Below are 15,201 nucleotides of genomic sequence, written 5' to 3' on the forward strand. Positions count from 1 at the left end.
GCCTTCTTGATGTCGGGATCAGCGGGCTGCAGTGCGCTCGAACTGGCGAAGCGCCTGGTTGCCACGCTCATTGGCCGCGTCGAGGGCCGCCTTCGGCGTCTTCTGGCCGTTCAGTGCCGCCTCGATCTCCTCCGACCAGATGTCGCGGATCTGGACCAGGCCGCCGAAGCGCACGCCGCGGGAGTTGTCGGTCGGTTCCTTGTTATTGAGCTCGAGCAGCGGGGTCTCGAGATACGGATTCTGCTTGTAGAAGCCCGAGGCCTTGACTTTCTCATAGGCCGCCTTGGTGATCGGCAGATAGCCGGACTCGGTGTGCAGCTTCACCTGCCGGTCGACGTCGGAGAGGAAGGTGAAGAACTTGGCGACGCCCTTGTACTCGTCGGCCTTCTTGCCGCCCATGACCCAGAGCGAAGCACCGCCGATGATCGAGTTCTGCGGGGCGCCGGCAACATCCGGATAATAAGGCATCGGCGCGTTCGACCAGTCGAACTTGGCGTTGGCCTTGACGTTGCCGAAGAAGGCCGAGGAGGTCAGGAACAGCGGGCATTCGCCCGAGGTGAAGCGACCCTCGCCGGTGTTGGTGCGGCCGGAATAGGAGAACACGCCTTCCTTCTGCAGGTTGGCGAGGTTGGTCAGGTGCTTGACGAAGAGGTCGCTGTTGATGCGGAACTCGGTGTCGAAGCCGTCGAAGCCGTTGGCCTTGGTGCCGACCGGCACGTTGTGCCAGGCGCCGAGCTGCTCGATATTGGCCCAGGTCGTCCAGGCGGTCGAGAAACCGCACTTGTCGAAGCCGGCGGCCTTCAGCTTCCTGGCGGCCTCGAACACTTCGGGCCAGGTCTTCGGCGGGACTTCCGGCAGGCCGGCCTTCTTCAGCGCGTCCTTGTTGTACCACATCACCATCGAGGACGAGTTGAACGGGAAGGACAGCATCTCGCCCTTCGTCGTCGAATAGTAGCCGGTGATTGCCGGCAGATAGCTCTTCGGATCGAATGCTTCGCCAGCTTCCTTCATCAGTTCGGCGACCGGCTTGATCGCGCCCTTGGCCGACATCATCGTCGCGGTGCCAACCTCGAAGACCTGCATGATGTGCGGGGCATTGCCGGCACGGAAGGCGGCGATGCCGGCGTTCAGCGTGTCGGGATAGGAACCCTTATAGGCGACGACGACCTTGTAGTCCTTCTGCGAGGCGTTGAACTCCTCGGCCAGCTTGACGACGACGTCGTTGTTGGCGCCGGTCATGGCGTGCCACCACTGGATTTCGGTCTGTGCCAGAGCCGGCGAAGCAGCCGCGATTGCGAACACGCCGGCCGCGGTCAGGGTCTTGAATTTGAAGGTCATGATCAGCTCCCTATCAGCCCCCGGTATGCGCGGGCGTTCTTGTCGTTGGTGCGCAAGCTAGCATGAAGCCGGGGCGACAGTTCAATGACAAAACGATGACATTTCCGCCCCGCTGTGGACGCGCATCCGCGCACTTGCGATTTCCCGCGGAAGCGGCTGTTCTTCGCAGCCCGTCCTGTACACTGCACACAAGCTGGATCAGCCATGGCCTCGCTCTCGCTCACGCCCGCCAACACCCTGCCGGCCGATGCCGATCGCGCCGCGCTGGCCGGCCGCGTCTGGCGCCCCGATCTTGCCGGGCCGTCGGTGGTCAAGCTGCAGGGCAGCGAGGTGGTCGACGTGACCGCCACCTTCCCGACCATGCGCGACCTCTGCGAGACCGCCGATCCGGCGACAGCGCTGCGCGCCGCCGATGGCGAGAGCCTCGGCTCGCTCGCCGATCTCCTCGCAAACAGCTCGGCGGCCAGCCGCAATGACGGCAATCCCTGGCTGCTCGCCCCGGTCGATCTGCAGGCGGTGAAGGCCGCCGGCGTCACCTTCGCGGTGTCGATGCTGGAGCGCGTCATCGAGGAGAAGGCGCGCGGCAATCCGGCGGCTGCGGCCGCGATCAGGTCCGAGATCGGCAAGCTCATCGGCGACGACCTCTCCAAGCTCAAGCCCGGCTCGCCCGAGGCGATGAAGCTGAAAGAGGTGCTGATCGCCCAGAACAGCTGGAGCCAGTATCTCGAGGTCGGCATCGGGCCGGACGCCGAGATCTTCACCAAGGCGCCGCCGATGTCGGCGGTCGGCACCGGCGCCGATGCCGGCCTGCATCCGGGTTCGAGCTGGAACAATCCCGAGCCGGAGATCGTGATCATTGTCGCCTCGGATGGCCGGATCGTCGGCGCCAGCCTCGGCAACGACGTCAACCTGCGCGACTTCGAGGGCCGCTCGGCCCTGCTGCTCGGCAAGGCCAAGGACAACAACGCGGCCGCCGCCATCGGCCCGTTCATCCGCTTCTTCGACAGCGACTTCTCGCTCGACCATGTCCGCAAGACGACGGTGAGCCTAACCGTCGTGGGCGAGGACGGCTTCACGCTGGAAGGCTCGTCCTCGATCGCGATGATCAGCCGCGACCCGGCCGACCTCGCCGCGCAGATGCTCGGCCCGAACCATCAGTATCCGGACGGGGCGGCGCTCTATCTCGGCACGATGTTCGCGCCGATCAAGGATCGCGACGCGCCGGGCGGCGGCTTCACCCACAAATACGGCGACGTCGTTACCATCTCGGCGCCCGAGCTCGGCGCCCTGGTCAACCGGATGCGCCGCACCGACGAATGCGAGCCCTGGCGCTTCGGCGCCTCGCATCTGATGCGCAACCTGGCCAAGCGCGGGCTGCTGTGACGGGCAAGGGCGTCCTCGTCTATGGCGAGGCGCTGGTCGATTTCGTGCCCGGCAGCGCCGGGCGAAGCGAGGCCGTGCTGGGCGGCTCCGGCTTCAACACCGCGCTGGCGCTAGCGCGTTGCGGCGCGCCGGTCACCTATAATGTCAGCCTGTCGCGGGACGGGTTCGGCGAACTCTTCCTCCAGCGCCTGGCAGAGGAGAGCATCGACCAGCGCCTCGTGGGCGTCTGCGATGCACCGACGCCCTCCGCCACGGTCACCTCAATCGGCTCTGATGGTGCCGCGACCTACCGTTTCTCATTGAACGGCACGGCCTTCGATACCGCGCCGCCCGCCCCGACGGAGCTGGACGGCTTCGCGCATCTGCACGTCACCTCCTTCGGCGCGACGCTCGGCACGTCGGGCGAGGCGGCATTGGAACTGATGCAACGCGCGCGCAAGGCCGGCCTCAGCGTCAGCTATGATCTCAATGTCAGGCCGGCCGTGCTGCCGGCACTCGATGAAGCGCGTCGCGCCATCGAGGAGCGGGCGGCCCTATGCGATCTGTTGAAATGCAGCACGGATGATGCACGGACAGTTCATGGCACCGAGTTCGGACATCCCTTAGCGCGCTGGCTTGCCCATGGGGACCGGCTGCTGCTGGTCACCGATGGCGAGAAGGGTGGCTATCTCCTGCCGGCCCGCCGCGAGCCCATGGTGTTCCCTGCCCTCGCCCAGGAGGTCGTCGATACGATCGGCGCAGGTGACAGTTTCATGGGCGCCTTCCTCGCGTCGCTCTGGCGCAATGGCGGCCTCGGCCCGGTGCTGAGAAACCTGCCGGCCGAACTCTGCGCCGCCGCTCTCGGCTTTGCCGTCGTGGTGGCAGCCGAAACCTGCGCCCAACAGGGCTGCAATCCGCCGCGGCTCGACCCGCCTTCCGCCCGTGACTGATGAACGAGCATCCATGCGTCTGAGCTATATCGACTACCACACCTGCGGCGAGCCGGTGCGCATCGTCACGTCAGGCTATCCGCAGCTCGCCGGCGGGAGCATTCTCGACAAGCGCCGGCAGGCCCGCGAGCAGCATGATCACCTGCGCCGCGCGATGATGCTGGAGCCGCGCGGGCATGACGGCATGTATGGCGTCATCCCGGTGGCGGCGAGCCATCCCGAGGCCGCCTTCGGCGTGCTGTTCACGCATAACGAAGGCTATTCGACCATGTGCGGCCACGCGACCATCGCGCTCGGCCGCTATGCGATCGAACAGGGGCTGGTGAAGGCGAGCGTGCCTATCACCCGCTTCGCCATCGAAGCGCCCTGCGGGCTGCTGCGGCTTTCCTGCGAGGTCGAGGGCAACAAGATCGGCGACGTCAGCTTCGAGAGCGTGCCGGCCTTCGTCGAGGCGCGCGACCTCGTCGTCACAGTGCCGGGCTACGGCGATGTCGCCACCGACATCGCCTATGGCGGCGCCTATTACTGCATCCTGCCGGCCTCGCGCTTCGGGCTCGACCTGATGCAGACGCCGGTCGAGGAGATCGTCGCGGCAGCGGGCGCGCTGACCGACCAGGTCCGGACGAGCCGCAGGATCACCCATCCGACCGAACCCGATCTCGGCTTTCTCTATGGCACGATCGTCACCGACGAGGCCGGGCCGGGCGAGGACAGCTTCAATCTCTGCGTCTTCGCCGAGCGCCAGATCGATCGTTCGCCGACCGGCTCGGGCGTCACCGCCCGGATGGCGCTCGACCATGCCAAGGGGCTGATTGCCGCCGGCCAGGGCCGCAGGATCCGCAGCATCACCGGCGGCACCTTCACCGGAAAAGTGATCGGCCCGGCCGATTTCCCGGCAGCGGGCGCCGTCACGGTCGAGGTCGGCGGCCGCGGGCACCTTGCTGGCGAAGGCTCCTTCGTCATCGAGGCGGACGATCCGCTCGGCCACGGCTTTGCCCTGCCGAGGCGCTTCGCCGAGATCGCCGGCTAGAGCATTTCCGCAATTCTTCGAATCGCGAAAATGTTCTAGGTCCTTGTTTTATCGCATTTTCTTTACGCGAACCGGTGTCCACTTCGCTCGAAAATGCTCTAGATCAGGCGCTCGCGGCGACCCGCTCCGACAGCGCGGTCTCGATCGCGAGCCGCAGGTCCCGCGCCGCCTCGCTGATGTCGTCGCCGCCGAAGAGCGCGCCGATCACCGCGACGCCATCGGCGCCTGCAGCGATCACCGAGCCGGCATTTGCGGCGGTGATGCCGGCGATGGCGGCGATCGGCAAGGCGCCGAGCACGCGCGCTGCCGCCTGGCGCAAGGCTTTGAGCCCGTCGACGCCGAGCGCCGCGCCGGCATTGTCCTTGTGCGTGGTCGCAAAGACGCCGCCGATGCAGGCATAGTCGATCTTCGCCGAGGCCAGCTCGGGCAGCTCGCTCTCATGCTTCAGCGTTGCGCCGATGATCGCGCGCGGGCCGAGCAAGCGGCGAGCGTCGACCAGCTTCATGTCGTCGGCGCCGAGATGGACGCCGTCGGCACCGGACGCGAGCGCGACATCGACGCGATCGTTGATCAGCAGCGGCACATTGGTGCCGTGCAGGGCCGAGCGGATGGCGCGCGCCTCGCGCACCATCTCGCGCGTCGTCTCGGTCTTGGCGCGAAGCTGGATCAGCGTGGCGCCGCCCTCGACGGCGGCGCGCGCCATGTCGGCCATGGAGCGGCCCTTGGCGATCTGCGGATCGACGATGCCGTAGAGGGTGATATCGACGCTCATCGTCCGCTTCCCATTCGTGCAGCCAGTGTCGCCGCGTCCATCGCCGCGACCGCGTCGATCAATTCGACCTCGAAGCTGCCCGGGCCGCGGCAGCGCTCGGCGGCGATTTCGCCGGCAATGCCATAGGCGGTCAAGGCCGCCGCCGCCGCGACCGCCTTGTTCGCCTCGACCGCGCAGCAGGCTGCGATCAGCGCCCCGGCCGCGCAGCCGATGCCAGTGACCCTGGTCATCAGCGGATGGCCGTGCGCGACGGCGAAGCTCGCTTGCCCGCTCTCGATGCGGTCAACCTTGCCGGTGGTGACGCGGGTGACACCCTTTGCCGCAGCAAGATCGAAGGACAGCGCCGCCATCTCGGTGGCGTTGCCGCGCACCAGGGTGTCGGGCAGGCGCAGCACCTGCCCGGCGATGTGCCGGCGCAGCGGCGAGAGCTCGACGAAGACCGGGTCGAAGACCACAGGCTTCCTATGATCACGCGCCACTTCCAGCAGCTTGGGGATGGCGAGCTCGCTCTCCGCGTTGATCGTGCCGATATTAATCAGGATCGCGCCGGCGCCCTCCGCCATCGCCGCGACCTCGTCGACATGGATCGCCATCGAGGGGATCGCGCCGAAGGCGAGCAGCATGTTGGCGGTGAGGTTCTGCGCCACCGTGTTGGTCAGGCACTGCACGCGCGGGCGGATCTCCGTCACGCGCGCGAGAACGGAGGCGACCTCCTGCGGCTGCAGGGTTCGCGCCAGCGTGATCTCGGTGGTGTCGCTCGTCATCTTGTCTCCATCGGGCTCGCCAAGGGATATGGGCAAGGGATATGGGACGCAATCTAGCCCAGCGCCATCAGGGCAAGGTCGGTGGTGCCGCGCGCGGCGAGCCGAACGGCCGCGCGCGCCGCCCTGATACCACTGCGACAGCAGAGCACCACGCGCCGGCCCTCAACGTCATTCAGCGACAGCCGGTCTACCTCATCGACCGTCAGCCTGATCGCATCCGGAGCGGCCGCAACCGGTGCCTCCTCGACACCGCGTAGCTCGACCACGATATCACCGGCCGACAGCTGCGAGGGCGCGATGAAGGGAAAAGAACCCGAAAGTGGCTCCGGCGCCCCGACGAAGGAGAAGCCGCCGAAGCCGAGGCGGCGTGCATCGAAGCTGATCATGCGACCGAGCGGTGACGGCTCCAGGCCCAGCGCCAGCAGCAAGGCCATCTGCGCCTGCAGCAGGCCGAGGGTGGCGACGGCCGGGCCGAGCACGCCGGCCGTGGCACAATCGGCGGCGCGGGCCGGCATTTCCGGAAAGACGGCGCGATAGCTCGGCCCGCCACCGCAGAAGGCGCCGACATAGCCGGCAAGGCCGACGATCGAGGCGCTGACCAATGGTTTGCCGGCAGCGTGACAGGCATCGCTCAGGACATAGGTCGCAGCGAAACTGTCGGCGGCATCGACGACGATATCGGCCCGCGCCACCAGTTCGCTGACGTTGTCGGGCGCGAGCCTGAGCGCCAGCGCCTCGATCTCGACGCCAGGACTATAGGCGGCGAGCGCCTCGCGCGCCGCCTCGACCTTCGGCCGTCCGACATCGCTCATCCGATAGAGCGGCTGGCGGTGCAGATTGCTCTCCTCGACGCGGTCGGGATCGACCAGCAGCAATCGCCCGATGCCGGCGCCAACCAGATAGGAGGATACGGGGCAGCCGAGCCCGCCGGCCCCGACGACGAGGATGCGCGCGCGCGCCAGCCGCGCCTGTCCCTCGGGGCCGATCTCCGGCATGACGATCTGGCGGGCATAGCGATCGGTCATTGTTCCCTCCTTGTCAGCCGAGCAGGGCCCGGCCGAGCACCGGAGTCGAGGGCGCGGCCATGTCGCGCGGCTCCATCGGCCCGGCTTCGAAGGCGAGGCGTCCGGCCTCGACGGCACGGGCGAAGGCGGCTGCCATCGCGGCGGGATCGCCGGCCTTGGCCACGGCGGTGTTGAGCAGCACCGCGTCGTAGCCAAGCTCCATCGCCGCGGCCGCATGCGAGGGCAGGCCGATGCCGGCGTCGACGACGAGCGGGATATCGGGGAAATGCGCCCGCAGCGCCCGCAGGCCATAGGGGTTGTTCAGGCCCTTGCCGGTGCCGATCGGCGCCCCCCAGGGCATCAGCACCCGGCAGCCGGCCTCGACCAGCCGCTCGGCCACGACGAGGTCCTCGGTCATGTAGGGGAAGACCTCGAAGCCGTCGGCGCAAAGGATGCGTGCGGCCTCGACCAGCCCGAAGACATCCGGCTGGAGCGTGTCGGCCTCGCCGATCACCTCGAGCTTGATCCAGGGCGTACCAAAAACCTCGCGCGCCATCTGCGCCGTGGTCACCGCTTCCTTCACCGAGTGGCAGCCGGCGGTGTTCGGCAGCACCCTGACACCGAGGCTGCGGATCAGCGCCCAGAAATCCTGGCCGCCGCCGAGCCGGCCGGCCTCGCGCCGCAGCGAGACCGTGACGACATCGACGCCGGCCGCTTCGACCGCTCGCTGCAGCACGGCCGGGGACGGATACTGCGCCGTGCCGAGGAAGAGGCGCGAGCGCGGGGTGAAGCCGTAGAAATCCATCGTTCAGCCTCCCTGCATCGGCGCGAGGACCTCGAGCCGGTCGCCGTCCGCCAGAACCGTTTGCGCCCGCACGGCAGCAGGCACGAAGGCTTCGTTCACGGCGGTGGCGACGACCGCGTCGGCATAGCCCAATTCGGCCAGCACCTCGGCCAAAACGCGGGCGGCGACCTCACGCGTGTCGCCGTTGACGATGATGCGCATCGGGCAGCTCCCTTGATGCGAGGAGACGATCGGCCACCTGCCCGGCCAGGGCCGGCGAGAGCAGGAAACCGTGGCGGAACAGGCCGTTGACGCGTAAGGTCCGGCCATCCTCGACGATCCCCGGCAGGTTGTCGGGAAAGGCCGGGCGGACATCAGCGCGCAATTCGACGATCTCGGCCTCACTGAGGGCCGGATGCAGCGCATAGCCGGCGCTGAGCAGTTCGATCGCCGAGCGGGCGCTGACGCGGCGGCGATCATCGCTCTCGATCATCGTCGCGCCGATCATGAGATGCCCGTCGGAGCGCGGCACAACATAGAGCGGAATGCGCGGATGCAGCAGCCGGACCGGGCGGCTCAGCCTGATCTCGTCCGTGCGCAGCACCAGCATCTCGCCGCGGACCCCACGCAATGCGCTCAGACGGTCGCGTGCCGTGAGGCCACGGCAATCAATGATCCGGTCGGCATCGAGCGCCGTCTCGTCTGCCTCGACACCGTAGTGGATCGCCACGCCGGCCGCCTGCAGCGCCTCGACTAGAGCCGCCATGGCGCGGCGCGGATCGAGATGAGCCTCCTGCGCGAAGAACAGGCCCTGCCGGAAGCGGCCGGCGAGATCGGGCTCCAGCGCCGCGACGCCATCGCCGTCGAGCCGTTCGTATCCGGACGTCCGCGCCGCGAAACGCGTCAGCTCGCCGGCATCGCGGGCAGGAGCGAGCACGAGCGTGCCTTGGGCGAGCGTGCCGGCGTAATGGCGCGGCCACCAGTCGAGCGCCTGCCGGCCCAAAGTGACGACCGCTTCCTCGGCGCTCTCGCGCTCGCACCAGGATGCCAGCATGCCGCCGGCTGCCCAGGAGCAGGCCTGCTCGCCGAGCGCCGCACTGCGTTCGAACACGTCGACCGCGATGCCCCGCTTGGCCAGCTCAAGCGCCGTCACGAGGCCAGCGACGCCGGCCCCGATCACAGCGACACGCATGGTCGCTACTCCGCCGCCGGCAGATAGAGATTGCCGCCCTTCCTCAGGAACTCCTGCGACTTCTCCGCCATCCCCTGGGAAGCCATGGCTTCGAGCGCCGCGCGCTCATTGTCGCCCATCGCCTGCACCTCGGCGCGCAGATCCTGAGTGATCTTCATCGAGCAGAACTTGGGGCCGCACATCGAGCAGAAATGCGCGACCTTGTGGGCGTCCTTCGGCAAGGTCTCGTCGTGGAAGGCGCGGGCCGTATCCGGGTCGAGCGCCAGGTTGAACTGGTCCTCCCAGCGGAAATCGAAACGGGCGCGCGAGAGCGCGTCGTCCCTGAGCTTGGCCGCCGGGTGGCCTTTGGCGAGGTCGGCGGCATGGGCGGCGATCCGGTAGGTGATGACGCCGGTCTTGACGTCGTCGCGATCGGGCAGGCCGAGATGCTCCTTCGGCGTGACGTAGCAGAGCATGGCGCAGCCGAACCAGCCGATCATCGCCGCTCCGATGCCGGAGGTGATGTGGTCGTAGCCCGGTGCGATGTCGGTGGTCAGCGGTCCCAATGTGTAGAACGGGGCTTCGCCGCATTCGCGCAACTGCTTGTCCATGTTCTCCTTGATCTTGTGCATCGGCACATGGCCGGGGCCCTCGATCATCACCTGGCAGCCCTTGTCCCAGGCGACCTTGGTGAGCTCGCCCAGCGTCTCCAGCTCGGCGAACTGGGCGCGGTCGTTTGCGTCGGCGATCGAGCCCGGACGCAGGCCGTCGCCGAGCGAGAAGGAGACGTCGTAGCGCCGCATGATCTCGCAGATCTCGTCAAAGCGCTCGTAGAGGAAGCTCTCCTTGTGATGCGCCAGGCACCAGCGCGCCATGATCGAGCCGCCGCGCGAGACGATGCCGGTGACGCGGCTGGCAGTCAGCGGCACATAGGGCAACCTGACGCCGGCATGGATGGTGAAATAGTCGACGCCCTGCTCGGCCTGTTCGATGAGGGTATCCTTGAACACCTCCCAGTCGAGCTTGATCGGATCGCCGCCGACCTTCTCCAGCGCCTGGTAGACCGGCACCGTCCCGATCGGGACCGGCGAGTTTCTGAGTATCCAGGAGCGGATGTTGTGGATATTGCGGCCGGTCGAGAGGTCCATGACCGTGTCGGCGCCCCAGCGGATCGCCCAGACCAGTTTCTCGACCTCTTCGGCGGCGCCCGAGGTCACGGCCGAATTGCCGATATTGGCATTGATCTTGACCAGGAAGTTGCGGCCGATCGCCATCGGCTCAAGCTCGGGGTGGTTGATGTTGGCGGGGATGATGGCGCGGCCGCGGGCGATCTCGTCGCGGACGAATTCCGGCGTGACGAATTCCGGGACCGAGGCGCCGAAGCTCTCGCCGTCGGCATGACGCTCGCGGGCACCGTCCAGCATGGCGGCGCGGCCGAGGTTTTCCCGGTGCGCCACATAGATCATCTCGGGCGTGACGATGCCGGCCCGGGCGAACTCGTATTGCGTCGTCATCTGGCCGGGCTTCGCCTGCAGGATCGGGCGCTGCGCCGGGCAGGCCGGCACGAGCTGCTCGGCCGAGATGTTGCCGTTGTCGGCAGCGGTGACCGCGCGGCCCTCGACCATCTCGAAGCCGCGCGCATCGAGCCAGGCACGGCGCGGCTGCACCAGACCGGCGTTGAGGTCGATCTTCGCATCGGTCTCGGTATAGGGGCCGGACGGGTCGTAGATGCGCACCGGCGGCTCGGCATCGGTGGTCAGCACGACCTCGCGGAAGGGCACGCGCATGTCGGGATGCTCGGGCGCAGCGACATAGATCTTGCGCGAGCCGATGATCGGGCCGGTCGTCACCGTTTGCGGTGCGGCCTTGACGCTGTTCTTCTGCGGCTTGGTGTGGGCGTTCATCGAAAGGATCTCCTCCCTTGCAGGTCCAGGAGATCCGGGGCGTCTGACGGTCCAGTCGCTGTCTGCGGATGCATGTGTGGCGCAGCCGCGTTCCAGTCCCTCCGCCGGTATGACCCGGATCAGGTTCGATGGGTTCAGCCGTCAGGCCATCTCAGCTCTTATCGAGCACCCCTCGGAACAGGGCGAAGGTTAGAACCGTCGTGATCTCAGCGCAACTGGCAAAGGACCACAGCCCATCGCCATGCTGCCATGCGCAGGAAACAACACCGTTGGCCGAAACGAAAAAATCAGAGGGTGATATCGAGATTGCCGCCCTGACCCGCGGGAAGCGCGGCCTGCTGCAGCTCGGCCGCCTGCTGCAGCATGGCGACCAGCGCCTGATCGGAATCAGCGTTCTGCTTGACCATTTCCAGCTGCAGCGCCTGCTGCGTCGCAGCCGACTTCATGCTGATCAGGCTCTGGGCGATCGCGACCGACATCTCGCTCATGGGCATAGCTCCTCGTCGCGAACCATAGGCCGCGAGCCTTACCCGAATCTAAACCCGAAGCGGCAGGCTCTAACGAGTCGGTGCGATGATCGACGGCACCGGCTTCGGCATCGGTATCTCGCGGTTCGGTTCCGTCGGGCTGGAACGATCGCGTGCAAGCTGCTGCCGCTCGCGCCGCGCCTCGATGCGATCGGAACGCGGCTCGAGCTTCTGCACTTCGCCCGCATTCGGCGCCATCGGCACACCGGGTGCGCGCTGACGCGGCATCTCCGGAGACACCGACTGAGCGGCTGCGGCTTCCGCCGCCAGCAGCCCCATGGCGAGCGATCCGAGCAGAATCCATGAGTTCTTGCGCATGGCATTCCTCCTGTCGGGCAGGCAAAGACGAGCCCGCCCGACTCGAGAACAGGAGCGACCTGGGGATTGTTCCGGTTTGCCGATCACAAAAGCCGGAGCGGCCGAAGCCGCCCCGTCCGGCGTCACTGCTGGTTCTGGCCGGTGAGCAGCGGCGTAATCCGGCGCAAGGTCACCCGCCGGTTCTCGCGCGCCGCATCCTGGGTCTGAACCTTTGGATACTGCTCGCCATAGCCCTGCGTCGTCAGATTCTCGGCGGGAATCCCGAAATCGCGCGTCAGGATCTCGGCGACGGATTGAGCACGGCGATCCGAGAGCGACAGGTTGTCGACATCGGAGCCGACCGCGTCGGTATGGCCCTCGACCATGAAGACCTCGTTGGGCGCGCGCTCGACCGCCTGGCGCACCGCGTCGGCAATGACCCGCAGGCGCCCGGCCTGATCGGGTGTGACCGTCCAGGAGCCGGAATCGAAGTTAATCGTGTCGATGTCGACGCTGCGCATATGGGCGCGCAGATCGGGCGAGTAGCGGACCTCGTCGAGCGTATAGCGGCGTGGCACCGGCGCGACCGGCGGGGCGGTGATCGTCTCGTAGATCAGCCGCTCGTCGGCACGCTCGGCGTCGACGATATAGCGCTCGCGCGGGATGCGCAGCGGCGGAGGTGGCAACACCACCACCTCCTCGGCGAAGCGGGCCTGCGGCCCGTCCCGGCGGACATTGTCGATGATGACGAATTCGCCGCCGTCGCGCTCGCGTCGCGTGCGGCGAATCAGCCGGCCTTCGGCGTCGGTCACCGTGACGATCTGCGTGCCGTCGGGGCGGTCATAGACCGTCACCGTCTCCTCGCCGCGGCGCTCGCTGCGGGTGTCGAGGCCGAGATCGCGGAAGCGCTGGGTCTCGTCGCGGCGGATGATTACGCGATCGTCGTCGCCGCGGATGATGGTGCGGCCGGGCTCGCGGATGATGGTGACGTCGCCCTCCCGACGCTCCTCACGCCGGCTCCGGATGTCGTCGAGCCGGCTCGCGCCCTGCGTCGCCATGATGCCGCCGATCGCGGCGGCGCCGAGGCCGATCGCGGCCGCGCCGCCGAGGCCGATGCCGCCGCGACGACCCTGCCGGTCAGGCGCAGGTTGGCCAGCCGGCGGCAGGGTTTGCGGCGGCTGTGCCTGTCCGGGCGCAACGCCAGGCCGTAGAGGCGCGCCGGGCTGCTGGCCGACGCCGGGCGTGGGTTGTGCAGGCGCCGCTCCGGGCTGCGCCGGCGCCGGTTGAGCCGGGGCGGTCGGCGCCGGCGCCGCAGCACCGGGCTGCGAAGGCGCAACGTTGGGCTGCGTCGGGGCTACCGGCGCGCGACCGGCCGGCGGCACGGCCGAAGGTTGGCCAGGTTGAGGCTGAGTGCCGCCCGGGACGACCTGACCCGGCGCGGCGCGAGGAGGCGTCGCCGGAGAGGATGGCGCGGTTGCCGGCGGCTGGGCCGGAGCCGCCTGCCCGGGGGGGCGGGGCGCCCCCGGCGCGGGCTGCGAGGGAGCCGTTCCGGGCTGTGGCGCGGCACCCGGCGGCCGGCCTCCACCTGGCGCGGTGGCGGGCTGGCCGGGTTGCGGCTGAACGCTGCCACCAGGGGCGGGCTGACCCGGAACAGGACGCGGCGCGGCCGGCAACGAGGGCGCGGCGGCCGGCGGCTGGCCGGGAGCGGTCTGCGGGGCGGCCGGACGGCGCGGAGCGCTATCGCCGGATGGAGCGCCGGAGGCGTTGGGCTGAGCTGGCGGTGCTGTCGGGCGGGCGGGCGACGGCTGCGGCGCGATCTGGCCGGGAGCCGGACGCGGCGGCGTGCTCGGCGCAGCCGAGGGTGGGCGCGGCGCGCCTTGCGGCGCAGGCGGGGCGACCTGTCCGGGTGCGGGACCCGGAGGCGGGGCCGGGCGACGCGGCTGCTCGGGCTCGGCCCGGCCTGCCGGAGGTGCGGCCTGTGGCGTAACAGGTGGACGGGGCGCGCTCGGCGCCGCTCCGGCGGGACGTTCCGGCGCGGCCGGGCGAGCGGCCGGCGGCTGACCGGGTGCGGGCGGCTGCCCGGGCGCAGGGCGAGCGCCGGGGGCTGGACGCTCCTGGCCGCCGGGCGGCCGCTGGCGGCGTGGATCCTGCCGGTCGTCATCGCCCGACTGGGCCTGGGCGAGCTGGAGCGATGGAGCGGCGAAACTGCCCTGCGACAGCGCGATGGCGGGGATGAGGGTGCCGAGCAGGAGCAGGTTCTTGGTACGCATCATGACATCCGTTTCCAGTTGTTCTTCCGGAGATGAACGCCCCCGCGCCCTGAATTCCGAATGAACCGAAAACGGCCGAAATCGGGCACGGTTCCGCTGACGCCGGGGCAACCGGCTCGAAAATCACGCCCGCGTCAGAGCCCCGCTTGCGCCTTCACATAGGCCGCGATTTCGGCATGCGTGGCGAACCAGACATCGCCCTTCCCCTTGGCGTGACGCACCAGCTCCTCGAGGATCCAGAAGCGCGAGCGGTAGGTGATGACATGCGGATGCATGGTCAAAAGGAAGAGCCCGCCCTCGGCGTAGGCGCCGTCGAACTCGCGCTTGAAGATGTCGAACACCGCCTCGGGCGGCGTGTAGGGCCGCAGCGCCTGGAAGCGGTTCATGTTGAAATAGACCGCGTCGTCGCGGATCCATTCGACCGGCAACTCGACCATGCCGGTCGGCTCGCCCTTCTCGATCAGCTCGTACGGATCGTCATCGGCGAAGAGCGATGAATCGTAGATCAGGCCGAGCTCGCGCTCAACGGCGAGCGTCACCTCCGAAAAATCCCAGGACGGGGTGCGCATGCCGACCGGCCGGACGCCGGTGATCGTCTCCAGCGTATCGGCCGAGCGCAGATGGAGTTCGCGCTCCTGGTCGGGCGGCACGGCGGTGTTGACCTCATGGATCCAGCCATGCAGGCCGATCTCATGGCCTTCCGCCACGACGCGGCGCTGCTCGTCGGGATAGAGCAGCGCGGTCACCGCCGGCACGAAGAAGCTCGCCTTGATCTGCTCGCGCGCCAGCATCGACAGGATGCGCGGCATGCCGGCGCGGTTGCCGTACTGGCCCCAGGAGAGCCGGCCGACCGACTTGCCGCCGTCGCGCAGCTCGTTGGTCTCGTGGTCGACGTCGAAGGAGAGTGCCACGGCGCAGCGCGCCCCGCCCGGCCACACCTTCGGCTTGAGGTTGCGGCCAGCGCGGACCTGCTCGACCTTGCCGCGCCAGGTCTCCTCCGGCCATTGCCAGGGCTTCAGTTCGGTCAT

General features: G+C 68.5%; 15 protein-coding genes and 1 riboswitch. Of the genes, 3 read left to right on the forward strand and 12 right to left on the reverse strand.

Annotated elements, in window-relative coordinates; translation table 11 throughout:
• Window positions 1–18: 18 nt before the first annotated feature.
• Entirely contained in the window at window positions 19–1,338 is a 1,320-nt protein-coding gene (ugpB, locus tag ACFPOB_RS13270; RefSeq protein ID WP_377798942.1) for a sn-glycerol-3-phosphate ABC transporter substrate-binding protein UgpB, read from the reverse strand.
• Between the two features lie 204 nt (window positions 1,339–1,542).
• Here ugpB and ACFPOB_RS13275 point away from each other — a divergent pair, with 204 nt between their 5' ends.
• The 3 genes from ACFPOB_RS13275 to ACFPOB_RS13285 are packed head-to-tail and all read left to right on the forward strand — an operon-like array spanning window position 1,543 to window position 4,680.
• Window positions 1,543–2,721, forward strand: coding sequence for a fumarylacetoacetate hydrolase family protein (locus tag ACFPOB_RS13275; RefSeq protein ID WP_377798943.1), 1,179 nt, complete (start codon window positions 1,543–1,545; stop codon window positions 2,719–2,721).
• On the forward strand, window positions 2,718–3,650 hold the full coding sequence (locus ACFPOB_RS13280; protein ID WP_377798944.1) for a PfkB family carbohydrate kinase: 933 nt from the start codon (window positions 2,718–2,720) through the stop codon (window positions 3,648–3,650). The genes ACFPOB_RS13275 and ACFPOB_RS13280 overlap by 4 nt, the downstream gene beginning before the upstream one ends.
• 13 nt (window positions 3,651–3,663) lie before the next feature.
• Entirely contained in the window at window positions 3,664–4,680 is a 1,017-nt protein-coding gene (locus ACFPOB_RS13285) for a proline racemase family protein (protein WP_377798945.1), read from the forward strand.
• Between the two features lie 103 nt (window positions 4,681–4,783).
• Here ACFPOB_RS13285 and thiE read toward each other — a convergent pair whose 3' ends face one another.
• From thiE to ACFPOB_RS13340, 11 genes are all read right to left on the reverse strand, one after another.
• Window positions 4,784–5,452, reverse strand: coding sequence for a thiamine phosphate synthase (thiE, locus tag ACFPOB_RS13290; RefSeq protein ID WP_377798946.1), 669 nt, complete (start codon window positions 5,450–5,452; stop codon window positions 4,784–4,786).
• Window positions 5,449–6,216, reverse strand: a complete 768-nt coding sequence (locus tag ACFPOB_RS13295) for a hydroxyethylthiazole kinase (protein ID WP_377798947.1) — start codon at window positions 6,214–6,216, stop codon at window positions 5,449–5,451. The genes thiE and ACFPOB_RS13295 overlap by 4 nt, the downstream gene beginning before the upstream one ends.
• Before the next feature lie 53 nt (window positions 6,217–6,269).
• Complete coding sequence (locus ACFPOB_RS13300; protein ID WP_377798948.1) at window positions 6,270–7,241, reverse strand: HesA/MoeB/ThiF family protein; 972 nt, start codon at window positions 7,239–7,241, stop codon at window positions 6,270–6,272.
• A gap of 13 nt (window positions 7,242–7,254) precedes the next feature.
• Window positions 7,255–8,025 (reverse strand): thiazole synthase, encoded by a 771-nt coding sequence (locus ACFPOB_RS13305; RefSeq protein ID WP_377798949.1) that lies wholly within the window; start codon window positions 8,023–8,025, stop codon window positions 7,255–7,257.
• 3 nt (window positions 8,026–8,028) lie between these two features.
• On the reverse strand, window positions 8,029–8,226 hold the full coding sequence (gene thiS / locus ACFPOB_RS13310; protein ID WP_377798950.1) for a sulfur carrier protein ThiS: 198 nt from the start codon (window positions 8,224–8,226) through the stop codon (window positions 8,029–8,031).
• Entirely contained in the window at window positions 8,195–9,196 is a 1,002-nt protein-coding gene (gene thiO / locus ACFPOB_RS13315; protein WP_377798951.1) for a glycine oxidase ThiO, read from the reverse strand. The genes thiS and thiO overlap by 32 nt, the downstream gene beginning before the upstream one ends.
• 5 nt (window positions 9,197–9,201) lie before the next feature.
• A complete protein-coding gene (thiC, locus tag ACFPOB_RS13320) occupies window positions 9,202–11,079 on the reverse strand; it encodes a phosphomethylpyrimidine synthase ThiC (RefSeq protein ID WP_377798952.1) in 1,878 nt (625 codons plus the stop codon).
• A 78-nt stretch (window positions 11,080–11,157) separates the two neighbouring features.
• Window positions 11,158–11,262, reverse strand: a riboswitch (TPP riboswitch).
• 104 nt (window positions 11,263–11,366) lie between these two features.
• Window positions 11,367–11,567 carry a putative motility protein gene (locus tag ACFPOB_RS13325; RefSeq protein WP_377798953.1) on the reverse strand — a complete coding sequence of 67 codons (201 nt, stop codon included), beginning with the start codon at window positions 11,565–11,567 and terminating at the stop codon, window positions 11,367–11,369.
• 69 nt (window positions 11,568–11,636) lie between these two features.
• Complete coding sequence (locus ACFPOB_RS13330) at window positions 11,637–11,885, reverse strand: hypothetical protein (RefSeq protein ID WP_377798954.1); 249 nt, start codon at window positions 11,883–11,885, stop codon at window positions 11,637–11,639.
• 161 nt (window positions 11,886–12,046) lie between these two features.
• Window positions 12,047–13,285, reverse strand: a complete 1,239-nt coding sequence (locus ACFPOB_RS13335) for an OmpA family protein (protein WP_377798955.1) — start codon at window positions 13,283–13,285, stop codon at window positions 12,047–12,049.
• A gap of 1,022 nt (window positions 13,286–14,307) precedes the next feature.
• Window positions 14,308–15,201, reverse strand: coding sequence for a polysaccharide deacetylase family protein (locus tag ACFPOB_RS13340; RefSeq protein ID WP_377798956.1), 894 nt, complete (start codon window positions 15,199–15,201; stop codon window positions 14,308–14,310).

Source organism: Allobosea eneae (genome assembly GCF_042657265.1).
In the GTDB taxonomy this organism is placed as follows: domain Bacteria; phylum Pseudomonadota; class Alphaproteobacteria; order Rhizobiales; family Beijerinckiaceae; genus Allobosea; species Allobosea eneae.